We start from the raw sequence: 13,856 nt of genomic DNA, 5'->3' as shown, positions 1-13,856 counted from the left end.
CAGCCTGTAAGTTAATCAATATTTAGATTTAATCCCGTCCTAGAAAACTTTACCCAAAGCTAAAAAAGCCTAGTAGCCTCTACACTGCACATATAAACACCACATAACAAATTGATGATAAAACAGCCTATCCAATATTTATATACTTAAACCCTTTTCTATTGAAAATAGATTTGTTTACAAGCTTTAGTCGCCAAGGGGTTTTAATAAGGATTGCAGTGTATTTGAGTCTAATCCTACTGACTTTTCGCTGAGCTGATCAGACAGCACCGCATTTGCCAAAGCGCTTTTATTGGATTGTAACTCTAATATTTTTTGTTCGATTGAGCCTTCTATTACTAGTTTATATACAAATACGGGTTTGTCTTGGCCTATACGATGGGCACGGTCAGTGGCTTGGCTTTCTACTGCCGGGTTCCACCAAGGATCGTAATGGATGACCACATCTGCTTCAGTTAGGTTTAAGCCTGTACCACCTGCTTTTAAGCTAATTAAAAATACAGGCACCTGACCATTTTTAAAGGCATTGATGACTTTTTGTCTGTCTTTGGTAGCCCCAGTTAGTTTTACGTAGCCAATATCTTGTTTTTTAAGTTCTGGCTCGATGAGTTGCAACATAGAGGTAAACTGCGAAAACACTAAGATGCGGCGGCCCTCAGCCACTAACTCAGGTAGCATATCCATTAAATAGGCAAGTTTAGCGGACTCTTTCACTTTTTGAGCGGTAGACAAGGACAATAACTGCGGGTGGCAGCACACTTGTCTTAGCTTTAACATGGCATCTAGAATTTCAATCTGGCTGCGCATTAACCCTTTGGTTTCAATAATGGCCTTTAACTTACTGTCCATAGTTAAACGCACATTTTCATAGAGCTCTGCTTGCTTACCTTCTAACCTAATACTGCTAATAATTTCTGTTTTTTGCGGTAACTCTTTGGCTATTTTGTCTTTGGTACGGCGCAAAATAAAAGGTTGAATACGTTGATTCAAAACCTGCTGCCTTTCTACTGACTTTTGCTTTTCTATTGGTGTTCTAAACAGTTTTGTAAACTGAGTTTGGCTAGATAAAAAGCTTGGCAGTAAAAAGTTAAACTGCGACCACAGTTCGCCAAGGTGATTTTCCATTGGCGTACCCGTCATACATAGCTTGTGCTTGGCATTTAGGGAAAGTAGCGCACTATAGAGCTTGGTTTTAGGGTTTTTGATGTACTGAGCTTCATCTAAAATCAGATAGTGAAATGCTAACTTTTCATAGTACTCAATGTCTCTGACAATTAAGGCATAGCTGGTAATGATAACGTGCTGCTGGTGCATGTTTTCAAAGTTACTTTGGCGTTTATCACCATGCATTACTACATGATTAAGGCCTGGGCTGAATTTTTCTATTTCAGACTGCCAGTTAAACACCACACTAGTGGGCGCTATAATAAGCGCTGGACTACTAAGGCGGCCAGCATTTAACTCAATGGTAAGGTTTGCTATGGCTTGTAAGGTTTTACCCAACCCCATGTCATCAGCTAAAATCCCAGATAGTTGGTATTCCCGTAAAAACTGTAACCAGTTTAAACCCGTTTGCTGATAATCACGTAAAGTCGCGTTGATATCTTCAGGACACTTAACAGGCTTTATACCATCAAAATTTTTCAGCTTGTTGGCGACTTCTCTTAGTGCTTTTTCACCGCGGCTAACTATGCCTTGGCCATCAAGTACATCTAAGGTTTGCGGGCTTTGTAACCGAGATAAAGTTAGCTTGCCTTGTTTATCAAGGGCATTTGGAAGGAAAAGCTCAACAAACTGATTTAACAAAGGCTTGATAACGCTCAATTGCAGGGGCAGTGAGTGACCTTTTCCCATGCTGATATACACAAACTGATCTTCGTTTGCGGTTGTAGATAACAGCTCTTCTTTTGATAATTGACTGATGGCACTTTGCAAAATAGGAAATAACGCCCTTGGCTTACCATTAATCTGAATATCAATTTGCAAAGAGAAGAAGTTGTTATCTTGCTCTTCTATTTCTGCATCAATACTTCCCACGTCACTGGTAGAATAGTAAAACCCATTAGCGGTACTTACCTGCCAACCTTGGGCACTTAATCCCGGAATAACTTGATGTAGCACCCTAGGCCAGTCATTTTTGTTTAACCTAAGAATATACTCATTGGGCTGAAACCCACTTGGTGAGTAGTCAGGCAGAGACTTAAACCCTGCTTGATGCAGTATTTCAATGGCTTGCTTTTCAAACCATATATTTCGCGTTAGCGGATCTGCATCTGTTTCAATGACGGTATCTTCACTATGGGGGTTAACATCCACTTCGTTATAAGCAAACACTAACTTAGCCATAGAGCCGTCAGGGGTATATTGGGGAGAAAAAAGATGCAGCTTTGGTGTTGGTGTAAAGAGGTCTTTGTCTACCTCGATACTTGGCGCACCTATAACATCAAACTCATCTTGCATAAAAGTTTTAAGCTGCGGCAATACCCAGCTTAACTGTTGTTGGTTCACCACTGGCATTTTCAACATAGACACTGCTCGACTGGGATCCATGGCAAAATCAATGTAGCCGATAGTATGCTGTTTGGTATCTAAGTAACTAGGTGGATTCGTATAAAGGACTTCAACCGAGTCGTTTTCAAGTTCATAGTTTAAACTAAATGAGCCTTTACGTTTTTCTTGCCAATTAAAGCTAGCTCTACAATCTGTCCCCAGGGTTAACGGAGCGCTATTCATGTTTTTCCAATAACAGCGACCGGTTTCGATAACACGCTTAATTAAGGAGAAATCTTGATAGCAGCCACGGGCATTTTTGGCACCAATCAAATCCGCCAAAATATGTCTTTCATTATTGCTTAAGTTTTTATCTTTAAGATCATGGTCAGACAAGTAAACATTGCGCATGCTTTTACTTAAATCGCCACTTTTAAGGGCTCTCGAGCGACAAATAGATAATGTCACACCATGCTTTTTATCAAACTCTGTAGATTCAAGAATATAAACATACACTTCACTAGAATAAGGTTCGGCTTCGATGCTAGTGGTTTGCAGCGCCGTTAGCCACTCCTCAACTAGGGTGTTAGATGCCGCACCAAAGTTTGAAGAATCATCTAAAGAGAGGGATGTTAATGCCGCGGCATGTTTACAAAAATAGCGTACAGGACAGGTACAGTATGCATCGACCTCGTCATTTTCTACCTCTATGACCACCTCAAAAGTATCTGAAGAGCTTTCACTGCGAACCGTGCCAGACACAGAAACGTCAGTTACTTTAATAGAGTCTTTATTGACGTAACCGAATTCGGCAAGACGCTTACCTTTATTCCAGTCACGGGTAGCAAAATGTTCTTTAACAACGGACAACGAAAGCATATAAATCTCAAACAGCGGAATATTAGGCCAATTCAAAACACCTATTTAAAACATCCAAGGGTAAACTAGCAACAGGTAAATCAATATATCGTATCTTTGCTTTATCACTGCCGCAAGGCTTTGAGCTTAAGATATCAGATGATTGTAACCTTTCTAATTACAAAGTACCTGATTGCTATCTTGATTTTGCTGTTTAAGATTTAAATATAAGCGTATACCGCAAGTCCATTAAATAATTGACCACTACGCATAGTTCCAGCGAATTCAGAACAAAACTCCGTTATTAAGTCATGTCTGTTCCTTTTTTAAAAAGGAGAACGCGGTGCTAAATTCGCTGAGATATTCCCAATCGGCGACAATTACTCAATGGAATTGGTATTACATTGTGGATTTAAGGGTAGCGATATCAGTAAGTAGGTAATCTATAGAAGCACTGTTAAGGCCATTATAGATACCGCGAATATGTCTATTTTTATCAATTAATAGCAAGGTTTCGGTATGCAAAAAATCGTTAGTATTTTGAATATTACCTAAATCTTCACTAGCAAAATAAGCGCTTTTAGCTAACGAATAAATACGTTCTTTGTCACCTGTCACTAAGTACCAAGTTGAACTTTCAATACCATGCTCTTCAGCATAATCTTTGAGTATCTCTTTAGTATCTGTGGTGGGCCGAATTGAGTGCTGCAGTATTTTTACATCTGGATCATCTAAGTAAGTGGTTTGTACTTTGTTCAATTTAGAGCGTATTTTGGGGCAAATACCTGGACAAGTGCTAAAGAAAAAGCCTGCCACATAAATTTTATCTTCAAAGGTTTTTTCAGTAACAGAGTTACCATCTTGGTCTGTAAAGCTAAACGCTGGAATGCGATGAAAGCTTTTAAGTTCAGGGCTATCGGCGTCTAACCAATGGGGTGAAAACTCTTGGCTGTTGTAATAAGGCAAGCTCTCTGCTGCATGAACTGATGCTCCCAACAAAGAAATTAGTAACAGCCAAACAGGGCTAGATACTCTCATCGAATTTTTCTCCCTTTGCTTGGGCTTGATAATAACCCGGTGAAATAACTTCATTTTCCAAGCCAACACAACTATTTGCTTTTTTAAGTCCATAGGTCCGCCCATTCTTATACTCAAAATTAGATGATAACTTGCCGTTTTCGCGCCAAGCTTGCTGTAGCCCAGCCGGTTTACCCATCTTGTAATTAAACCGTTTAAATTTGGCACCACTTCGATACCAGCGCCAAGCAACGCCTTCTGGCTTGCCTGTGATATAGAAAAACTCAGACCGGCGCTTACCGTTTACCCACCAACTTCGGCTAAAGCCGTCTCTTTGACCATGGTTGTAATTGGCGTGGTAAGCCAGTTTTCCATTGGTGAACCACTTTTTGGCAAAGCCTTGACGCCGACCATTTACAAACTCATCTGCTGTAGCCAGCTGACCAGAATCAAAGTAACTAACCATTACCCCAGTAAAAGGCTTATTTTGGTATACCCGCTGGCCTTGCTTATTAATGCTAACGTCTGCTTTGAGCACCTTGGCATTAGGCTGATAGCACAGCACTAGCCAAACAATACCAGCCACCAATAAAGTCAGTATTACGCACCATATGAGGGTGGGTTTATTAGTTGATATCACTCGGTGTACCCTGGAAATTACCTGGGAAAATCAAATAGTATTCACCATTAAGATATTGCTCATTAGAGATATGATAATGGTATTCCCCTTCCTCTGACTCTGAATAAAGGGTTAAGCCAATGTGACCATTTGATTCATCAAGATCGCTGGGATACTCCCCAGTTTCATAGTCTCTGCGACCATAAATGAAAAAACCATCCGCCATAATTCCAACGAGTCCGTCATCATCATACGAAATAGCCTTTGGCTCGATATGATAATGGTAGGTTTCTGGCCCCGTGTGGGCACCATTACGGTCAAACCCCTGAATCACTCCAAAAGATACGTCACCATTGCCTTCAGAATCATTAAAAATAGGTGCGCCACTAATTGCAATGCCAATTGCACCGAGGGGTGTAGCCGAAGGCGTGGCTGCCAGCTCTGGGGCTACAGGCACAGTTAAATCATAATCATTAATATAATCTTCAATGTCACCTGGTGATCTTTGTTGATTAAATAACTCTGCATCTTCTGGTTCAACATACAAACCACTGGCATTAGCTGCATCCCAATAAGAGGAGGTATGATCAGGTTTACCTGCAGACTCTAAAGACACAGTACAGCCGTCTTCAGATAACACTACAGTCACGTTTGGTGCGGCGACAAATTCTAAAAATGCACTAGAAAGCTCGGTAACAGGGGCATCACACGCAGTAGAAGTATCTGTATCTGTGTCGGTATCAGTGCTGCCGGTATTAATACTGCTACTTTGGGTGTCAGAAGAACCACCACAAGCTGTCATCGCTAAGGCAATAAGCAAATAGCTAAGTAAACTGAATATAGGTTTAGTAAGACTCATAAATTTTCTCTTTTAAAAATAGGAGCTTAGTAGGCGGGCACCAATAAGGTATGTTCTGCCGAGGGGCAGCCACCACTAGTTAATGGCTAAGATAGCAATAAACACACAGACAGATTGTGTAAACAATATGCAATATTTAGATAGTGAAAGGGCTAAAGCCAAGTTGTTAAGACTGACTTTAGCCGCAAGGTGCAGAAGAGGTAGAAGGGGTTAGCTAATGGACAAAAAACAGAACGATTTCTACCGCAATCAAAATAATAATAATCCACTCTAAAAACGAAGAGTGTTTATGGTTTTGTTCCGCCGCTAACATCTCATGTAGCTCATTGATGGTAGCCAGTTTCATTGTCAGTAACTCTACTCTCGGTTTTAAGTCTAAGTACTTACTTACCGCTAAATACTTGTGCTCCTCTTCTGGGTATTCCCAAAAAAATTCCGGCGTATCGAGCAAGTTAAAATGCAACAATATGTCACTTTTAGTACTAAATAAGGCTCCCCGTAACATAGACAACTTTTTACGACTTAAGGGAATTTTGCCTGTACTTGCTAATGTGGTTGAAAGATAAGCATTGTCTTTGATGGTGCGCTCTGCCAATACTTCAAACCTGCCCAATTTAGCAGATTGAGCTAAACCGTGACTTACCGCCAATAGTGTCATGGTGGTGTGATCTGACAAATAAATGCAATCGTCTACCAATGCCAAATTGCCACTTTCGGATAACTTAAAGTGAAACGAATCGCTATCTTTTTGAGGGTTGGCTTTTATAACATGCTCACTTATCACCTCTGTTAGCTGAGCTTTTTTGCTTTCGCTCAGCCCCCAAAATAAAACCACACCGTAATCAAACACAAAGACTTGTCCTTTAGGTGTACTGACACTTAAAGCGTCGCGGTAACGTTTCACGAAATAGGTTTTACTGATCTTATTGATTAGCGATTCAAGACGTATATTATTACCTAGTAATGACACCTCTACCATATCGGTTGCAAAGTTAATCATTGGTTATTGCTCCTGTAAGCTAGCTTTAGATATCACTAAAGCTGTACGTAATTTTGTTTTTCCGTAGCTTGAAAGCTTCATAAAGTCATCAAGAGCCACGGGTATATGTTGGCAATCAAAACCCGCAGCATGATGCTCGGGCACACTTGGGTCATGTAAGTAAAAACATTCATCATCAAGGGCAGTAATGGTGACCCAATGGGGCACTTTGTATCCGTCCATCTGATAGGTACTGATAAGGCTCAGCACCTTGCTGCCATTTTTTAATGCTTGTTTTAAATCATGTAAATCAAAGTCTTCAAAGCTAATGGGTATCTGGTGTTGTTGGGCTCGTTGCAAAAACTGTTGCTCAACCAATTCAACGGTTTGTTTTTTCACATCTTGTCGCACCCCAGAGGTAAACAAAGGCAATGCTTGATTGATGTAAACCGCAACGTTAAAACCACGATGTTTCGCTGACAAAGCCAGGCCCAAAGGGTGACAACCTCCGTGGCCCGCCATCATAAAAACCGTGGTGGCCTCGCGCCATATATCAAATTCTAATTGTTGATCCATTTCAGTTGCCGATTCTAAGCTGGCCATAGCCATCATTAGCGCTGCGGGGCCGCAGGTAAAATCAGTGGTCTGTGCATACCAAGGATAAGAAGGTAACAACTTAACCGCAGAAGCCTGCTTGATAGACTTTTGCATACGAAAAGCATCACGGTTGTTCTCATAGTACCCTTGGTAATCTCCAAAAATTTTATAACCTAAGGACTGATATAGGCCGATTGCACTTTTATTGGTTGTCTCTACCTCTAACCTTAAAAATAGTTTACCTGCCAAAAGCGTTGCCTTTTCGAGCGCTTCCATAAGAGCGCGCCCAATACCCTGCCCTGCATAATCTGGGGCAATGGCAATCGAGTACAGCCTAGCTAAACCAGTGCCTTTGCGCATAATAACCAAACCATAACCCACTATGGTTTCACCTTTATAGGCAACCAAAAACACGCGATTTACAGCTTTTATCCAATATAGAAAGCTGCGTTTACTTAGCCTGTCTGTTTCGAAACATGCCGTTTCAATAGCAATAAGCGAGGCTAAATCGGCCATAGCGACGTCGCGAATAGCCACAGCTTGAGTGGCTTGTAAGTCTAACTGCGCCGCCATAATTAACGCCCCCTTTGCTCAAGACGGTTAGCAAACTCTTGCATCACTTGCATGTATAGCTCGTAACCTAAATAGCTATCTTCAACTTTATGTTCAATGCTAGGGTTGTCATTGACTTCAATAACATAAACCTTGTCACCCACTTGCTTTAAATCAACGCCATAAAGGCTATTACCAATAAAAGAACAAGCTTTGATGGCGGTTTCTAATACTTCTCTTGGCACCTCAAATGTCGCCATGGTTTCAAAGCCACCAGAGGAAAACCGTTTAGCGCCATGGTTGTATATTTGCCAGTGGTTACGGGCCATATGATAACGACAGGCATAAATAGCTCTGCCATTTAATACACCAATGCGCCAGTCATACTCTGTATACAAATACTCTTGCACTAAAATAATGGCCGACTCACCTAACCACTCATTTAACTTTTGCTCTAATGTTTTACGATCAGCAACCTTAAGCACACCTTTTGAGAATGAGCTTTCTGGCAACTTCAATACCATAGGGTAGCTAAAGCACTGCTCTAAGCTATCTAAGGTATCTGGAGACGCATCTGACACAAAGCGTGTGTTTGGCGCAGGCACTGAGTTGTAGCTAAAAGCATCATGTAAAAACACCTTATTACAACAACGCAAAATCGATGTTGCATCATCAATTACCACCAAGCCTTGTTTTTCAGCTTCACGGGCAAGTTGATAGGTATGGTGGCAAATTGCTGTGGTCTCACGAATAAACAAAGCATCATACCTGGTCAACAAACCTATTTGCTGTGCTGAAACAAGTTCCGCATTGATACCAAACTTTTTGGCAGCCTTAACAAAGTGCTGCAAAGCTTTGCTGTCACTTGGAGGCGTGTCTTCTTCAGGATTTACCAAAATAGCAAGATCCCAACGGTAGCGTTTTCTACTTTTATGACTGCGCCACACTTGGCTAGTGAAATGTGCCAACCTTTGCTGCAACAATTCTTCTTGTTCATCATTTAACAAAGGTAAGGCACCTAACTTGGTGTTCACAAATAAGGCTTGGTCACGCCAATTTAAGGTCAAAACCAAAATAGGAGCAGGATATTGCTCAAATATGTATTGAGCAATTTTTTGCACCCTTTCATCTTGATGCCAACCAAAATACACCACAACCTGATTTGGCAAGTCTTTGGTTACCGCTTTCGCTATTGCATGGGGAATGGCGACTGCTAATCCAGCTTCTTGACCGGTTAAATCATTAATTGTACTTACACTTGGCAACACATGATGCTGCCTAGCTTCTGCCAACAAAGAACAGTAATACCCCTCACTTAAATATTGAGTGGTATCACATAAGTTTATTAATCGAGTTTTGGCATTGCCTTTTTTAGGAAAGTCAGCCAAATATTGGGCAAAACTCACCACAGTGGCATGGGCGCTACCAATATTGCTGTCACCATTAAAGACAATTAAATTCTTACTCATAGAAGTATCCAAGTACATTATAAAAAGCGTTTACACGCTGAAATTTTGCGCATCCTACGTTTTTTAATAGAATTGTGAATACTTTCACTATCTAAATTTTTTTGTCGTATCGAGAAAATAATTTGCGGTAATTTGTAAGGCAGCGCAGCCTAATTTAAAGTCCGTAAATTGTGTTTTTTCCTTGTATCTACCGCCCTTTCAAGGTATCTAAACATACCCTAATTAAATCCTAGTGATTATGGACATTCGATTTTTAGAAACCTTTTTAGAAGTATCTGAAACCAGGCATTTTGGTAAAGCAGCTGAAAACTTATATCTCACCCAATCTGCGGTAAGTGCTCGCATCAAACAGCTTGAGGAATACTTCAATTCTGCGCTATTTGTTCGTAACAGAAACAGCCTGCAGTTGACATCTGCCGGTGAGAAGCTATTGCCCTATGCAACAGAATTAGCAGAAACCTTAAAACAAACTCGCCTAGCCATGAATGAAGAAAGCATTCAGTACTTGAGTATTGCCTGCACCTCGAATGCATGGGAGTTGTATTTAAAACAGCAATTACAGCACCTTAATACTGCGCTGCAAGCCGTGTCTATTAGGGCCGAAATATTCAATAACGAACAGCTCAGCAGAATGGTTCACGAGCATAGTGTGGATTTAGCAATCACTACCCTGCCATTTAAATCTGATGATGTAGAAACACTAGAATTAAATGAATCTGTGCTGTCTATATATCAATCTACGGTAGGTACATCGTTAGATGATCAAATACAAAGTATTGCCTTTGATTGGGGAAGAAAAGTCAATGAGGCAATTGACAAGGCTTATCCAGAATTTAGAAAAGCTGAGTTGCGCACAGGCTCTTTGCAGGTAGCGATGCAGTATTTAGCTAGCCACACCTGCCAACTTGCTTTACCTCATGATATAGCAGAGCCATTAGTGCAAAAAGGAGAACTGAAAAAGGTGGCAAGCTTGGCGCCAACCTCTGTTAAGTGTTATTTGATTTATCTAAAAGAAACTAAAAATGCATGGCTTAATGATTTTGTAAAAACCTTTAAAGCCTAAAAAAATAGGAGCGTGAAATCGCTCCTATCTCAGCCATAACAAGCACTGTAAAATCGAGGAATCTATTCTACTTTAGCTAGCGCTTGATACCCTTCAGCATCTAACTCTTCGTTGATGCATTCTAGTATAAATTTTTTAAGCTCTTTTTTATCAATACCGTCTTCGGTGGCTAGCTCAACACAATACTCTTTAAGCTCGGCAATCAATTCAGGATCTGCTTTCGGTAGCTCATCGGCTAGTACCGCTGAGGTCAACAACAAGCCCACAGTCAAAACTAAATTTTTCATTTTACTCTCAACTCAATAACTTAATGTAATTCAGCGAATTGGCGACGCCTTTGGCTTGCTCTACGCTGTGAATTTTTCTTACTTTTTTTCGTCACAAAATCATACTCTTCGCTGTATTCAGCATTAAAACGATGCTTTGCAGCACCTTTACTTGATTGTTCATCTTGCTTTTTAAAGTGAAAATGTTTGCTCATATCCCATTCCAAAAATAGTAGTTGCTTATACATCACCTTGGATGCGATCGCATTATTGGCAGAATTTTTAGAAATGAAAAATGAAATAAATTGCTCTTGAGAAGCAAAAATATTGATTAAGGATTCACAATATTAAGCAGGTGCAAACCAATAATTCGCGATGGAAAAAGTCAAAGCTTCACTTGCTTTGGCCTCACTTTCCCTTGGAACGGTAACTGCATTATTTATCTACTGGGTGCTGCTGTTGGCTACCTTAAATTGGTTTGTTCACAACAAACTTTTAAAAACACCATGATTTATCCAGGTTTTTATTTTTAATATACACACTTAGCCCTCGGGATATTTTCTATTAAAAACAATAATTTAGGTTTGTAATTAACATTTTTAAAAACTAAGGTTGAAAATATGATTTTAAGTTTTACAGAAAACAAAAGGAACAAGCGAAGTTTACTTTGCTTTAGGTTAAACATTTTACTTGCACTGTTTTTGTTCGCCACCACTATACGAGCACAGGGCTTTCCCGATATATCAGAAAAAGTTAAAGGTACTCAAGCAATCAAGGGCTACTTTACTTTGTATTGGGATGACTCAACTGGAAAAATGTTTTGGGAAATTGACAAGTTAGATACGGAGTTTATTTATCAAATATCCATGGGCTCAGGCTTAGGTGCAAATCAAGTGGGTATAGACAGAGGACAACTTGCTAGAACATACGTACTAGCGGCAAAACGTGTTGGCCCAAGAGTCTTACTTATAGAACCAAATTATCGTTACATTGCAAAGAGTGATAACCCATTAGAACGCCAAGCAGTAAAAGACGCATTTGCTCCTTCTACCTTATGGGGATTTGACATAGTAGCAACCTCTAAATCGAGTGTTTTAGTAGATGCCACAAACTTCTTTTTACGAGATGCTCGTAACGTCATAGGCAATATAGCAAGACGTAAACAAGGTAGCTTTTCTTTAGATAAATCAAAAAGTGCATTTTATTTAGAAAGTACCAAAGGCTTCCCTGAGAACCTCGAAGTAGAGTCAATGCTGACCTTTGTCAGTAAAAACCCAGGAAACTATATAAAAGATGTAGCTGCCTCTGGCGAGTCTATTAGCTTACGTCAGCACCATTCTTTTGTGAAACTCCCTGATGAGAACTACACAATTCGCTTATCAGATCCAAGAATTGGAACAAACGGACCAACGGTACAAGACTTCGCCACTTCGATAGGCGAGGATATGCAAATTCGCCTTGTAGCTCGTCATCGCTTACAAAAGAAGAACCCTAATTTAGCTCGCTCTGAAGCAATAGAACCTATTGTTTATTATGTTGATTCTGGGACACCTGAACCAATTAAAAGCGCACTAATAGAAGGCGCAAGTTGGTGGAATCAAGCATACGAAGCAGCTGGATTTATTAATGCATTTCAAGTTCGTGAGTTACCCGAAGACGTTGACCCACAAGATATTCGTTACAACATGATACATTGGACCCACCGTCGTACTCGGGGGTATTCTTATGGACGATCAGTAATCGACCCTCGCACCGGGGAAATTATTAAAGGCAACGTAAACTTGGGTAGTTTACGTTTAAGACAAGACTACTTACACGGACAGGGTTTAGTCGCAGGCTTTGAGTACCTAGAAAAGGTAGCTGATAATAACCAGGCCTCAGTTAATTTAGCCTTAGATAGAGTACGCCAACTATCTGCCCATGAAGTAGGACACACCTTAGGTTTTCCACACAATTACTTGGCTAGTGCTACCGGACGAGAGAGTGTAATGGACTACCCTGCTCCACTGGTAGAAATCACAGCCGATGGCAAACTCGACTTATCTAATGCATATGTACAGCGCATAGGTGAATACGATAAGTTAGCAATACGTTACGCATACGAACAATTTTTACCCGGTGTAGACGAGGCGAGCGCATTAAACAAAATTGTCCAAGAAAGTATCGATAAAGGCTTGTTATTTATGTCCCACAGTAACAATAACTTTAGAGGGGCTGGTCATCAGTATGCTGGTGTTTGGGACAATGGTGAAAATTTAGTTGACCAGTTAAAACACGAGATAAAAGTCCGTGAAATTGGCTTACAAAATTTCAGCGAGGCAATGATCCGCAATGGAGAAGCGCTTTCTGACTTAGAGTATGTGCTTTTACCCTTGTACATGCATCATCGTTTTCAACTCAACTCTGCAGCACAAAGTATAGGTGGAGCCAATTATGTCAATACACTAAGAGGCGATGGCCAAGTTCCCTTCACCATAGTCAGCCCCGAGGAGCAAAGAGATGCGCTAGAAACAGTATTGTCCACCCTAAGTGTCGATTTTCTGGCTCTACCTCCCAATATACTAAAATTGTTACCTCCTCCAGCACAAAGACACAATCAAGGGGAAACCTTTCCCGGTCGTACAGGTGTATTATTTGATGCACTGGCCGTAGTAGAAGGGGCAGCAGACTTAACGGTACAGCAGTTACTATACCCAGAGCGTATGGCACGACTTGTAGCATATGGAAGTATGGGAGATTACCCTAATCTTGAAGAAGTCATTGACCGCTTAATTGAGGTGACATGGGAAGTAGACCCACCTAAAAGCAAGTACGAGAAACAAATACTCAATATCATCCAACGGGTTACTATTGATAAATTAATGATACAAGCTAGCAGTGAATTGACATCACCAGAAGCTCAAGCAGTATTGGCTGACAGACTAGACAAGTTAGCAAGCTCATTGGCTAAGAAAAGAAAGCCAACTGCTTATCAGAGTTATGCTGTTGAAAAAATTCGTAGATGGCAGAAACGCTCAGAAAATTCTATTCCCACCGAAACAGTAAAACCCCCTAAAGGTGATCCTATTTAGTAGTTAGTCCTTGGCA

11 protein-coding genes are annotated in these 13,856 nt (G+C 40.5%); 2 read left to right on the top strand and 9 right to left on the bottom strand.

Translation table 11 applies throughout. The features are described from left to right. Positions 1-186: 186 nt before the first annotated feature. From ACMUMK_RS00960 to ACMUMK_RS00930, 7 genes are all read right to left on the bottom strand, one after another. Positions 187-3,369, bottom strand: coding sequence for an SNF2-related protein (locus ACMUMK_RS00960; RefSeq protein WP_414699260.1), 3,183 nt, complete (start codon positions 3,367-3,369; stop codon positions 187-189). A 378-nt stretch (positions 3,370-3,747) separates the two neighbouring features. Next, on the bottom strand, positions 3,748-4,386 hold the full coding sequence (locus ACMUMK_RS00955; protein ID WP_414699259.1) for an SCO family protein: 639 nt from the start codon (positions 4,384-4,386) through the stop codon (positions 3,748-3,750). Next, positions 4,373-5,005 (bottom strand): toxin-antitoxin system YwqK family antitoxin, encoded by a 633-nt coding sequence (locus ACMUMK_RS00950; RefSeq protein ID WP_414699258.1) that lies wholly within the window; start codon positions 5,003-5,005, stop codon positions 4,373-4,375. The genes ACMUMK_RS00955 and ACMUMK_RS00950 overlap by 14 nt, the downstream gene beginning before the upstream one ends. After that, positions 4,992-5,843, bottom strand: coding sequence for a YHYH protein (locus ACMUMK_RS00945; RefSeq protein WP_414699257.1), 852 nt, complete (start codon positions 5,841-5,843; stop codon positions 4,992-4,994). The genes ACMUMK_RS00950 and ACMUMK_RS00945 overlap by 14 nt, the downstream gene beginning before the upstream one ends. A gap of 214 nt (positions 5,844-6,057) precedes the next feature. Further along, the gene (locus ACMUMK_RS00940) at positions 6,058-6,843 is read right to left on the bottom strand and encodes an RMD1 family protein (protein ID WP_414699256.1); all 786 of its coding nucleotides are present in this window, start codon (positions 6,841-6,843) and stop codon (positions 6,058-6,060) included. Between the two features lie 3 nt (positions 6,844-6,846). Beyond that, positions 6,847-7,992, bottom strand: a complete 1,146-nt coding sequence (locus tag ACMUMK_RS00935; RefSeq protein ID WP_414699255.1) for a peptidase C39 family protein — start codon at positions 7,990-7,992, stop codon at positions 6,847-6,849. A gap of 2 nt (positions 7,993-7,994) precedes the next feature. Further along, a complete protein-coding gene (locus tag ACMUMK_RS00930; protein ID WP_414699254.1) occupies positions 7,995-9,440 on the bottom strand; it encodes a RimK family protein in 1,446 nt (481 codons plus the stop codon). Positions 9,441-9,678: 238 nt separating this feature from the next. Between ACMUMK_RS00930 and ACMUMK_RS00925 the strand changes: the two genes are divergently transcribed. Then, positions 9,679-10,503 (top strand): LysR family transcriptional regulator, encoded by an 825-nt coding sequence (locus tag ACMUMK_RS00925; RefSeq protein ID WP_414699253.1) that lies wholly within the window; start codon positions 9,679-9,681, stop codon positions 10,501-10,503. A 62-nt stretch (positions 10,504-10,565) separates the two neighbouring features. On the opposite strand, the gene ACMUMK_RS00920 is transcribed toward ACMUMK_RS00925, so the two are convergent. Continuing rightward, the gene (locus tag ACMUMK_RS00920; protein ID WP_414699252.1) at positions 10,566-10,790 is read right to left on the bottom strand and encodes a hypothetical protein; all 225 of its coding nucleotides are present in this window, start codon (positions 10,788-10,790) and stop codon (positions 10,566-10,568) included. Between the two features lie 20 nt (positions 10,791-10,810). Then, positions 10,811-10,984, bottom strand: a complete 174-nt coding sequence (locus tag ACMUMK_RS00915) for a hypothetical protein (RefSeq protein ID WP_414699251.1) — start codon at positions 10,982-10,984, stop codon at positions 10,811-10,813. A 405-nt stretch (positions 10,985-11,389) separates the two neighbouring features. Here ACMUMK_RS00915 and ACMUMK_RS00910 point away from each other — a divergent pair, with 405 nt between their 5' ends. Beyond that, positions 11,390-13,840: a zinc-dependent metalloprotease gene (locus tag ACMUMK_RS00910; RefSeq protein WP_414699250.1), complete on the top strand. Its 2,451-nt coding sequence runs from the start codon at positions 11,390-11,392 to the stop codon at positions 13,838-13,840. Positions 13,841-13,856 lie beyond the last annotated feature (16 nt).

Origin of the sequence: Paraglaciecola sp. 2405UD69-4, assembly GCF_047525415.1 — a bacterium.
Lineage (GTDB): Bacteria > Pseudomonadota > Gammaproteobacteria > Enterobacterales > Alteromonadaceae > Paraglaciecola.
The sequence above is the reverse complement of the archived record's forward strand: the minus strand, read 5'-3'. Positions and strand labels throughout refer to the sequence as shown.

Excerpts from the sequence above, each read along its gene's own strand:
- ACMUMK_RS00960 (WP_414699260.1), bottom strand. The coding sequence starts at position 3,369 with ATGCTTTCGTTGTCCGTTGTTAAAGAACATTTTGCTACCCGTGACTGG.
- ACMUMK_RS00955 (WP_414699259.1), bottom strand. The coding sequence starts at position 4,386 with ATGAGAGTATCTAGCCCTGTTTGGCTGTTACTAATTTCTTTGTTGGGA.
- ACMUMK_RS00945 (WP_414699257.1), bottom strand. The coding sequence starts at position 5,843 with ATGAGTCTTACTAAACCTATATTCAGTTTACTTAGCTATTTGCTTATT.
- ACMUMK_RS00940 (WP_414699256.1), bottom strand. The coding sequence starts at position 6,843 with ATGATTAACTTTGCAACCGATATGGTAGAGGTGTCATTACTAGGTAAT.
- ACMUMK_RS00935 (WP_414699255.1), bottom strand. The coding sequence starts at position 7,992 with ATGGCGGCGCAGTTAGACTTACAAGCCACTCAAGCTGTGGCTATTCGC.
- ACMUMK_RS00930 (WP_414699254.1), bottom strand. The coding sequence starts at position 9,440 with ATGAGTAAGAATTTAATTGTCTTTAATGGTGACAGCAATATTGGTAGC.
- ACMUMK_RS00925 (WP_414699253.1), top strand. The coding sequence starts at position 9,679 with ATGGACATTCGATTTTTAGAAACCTTTTTAGAAGTATCTGAAACCAGG.
- ACMUMK_RS00920 (WP_414699252.1), bottom strand. The coding sequence starts at position 10,790 with ATGAAAAATTTAGTTTTGACTGTGGGCTTGTTGTTGACCTCAGCGGTA.
- ACMUMK_RS00915 (WP_414699251.1), bottom strand. The coding sequence starts at position 10,984 with ATGAGCAAACATTTTCACTTTAAAAAGCAAGATGAACAATCAAGTAAA.
- ACMUMK_RS00910 (WP_414699250.1), top strand. The coding sequence starts at position 11,390 with ATGATTTTAAGTTTTACAGAAAACAAAAGGAACAAGCGAAGTTTACTT.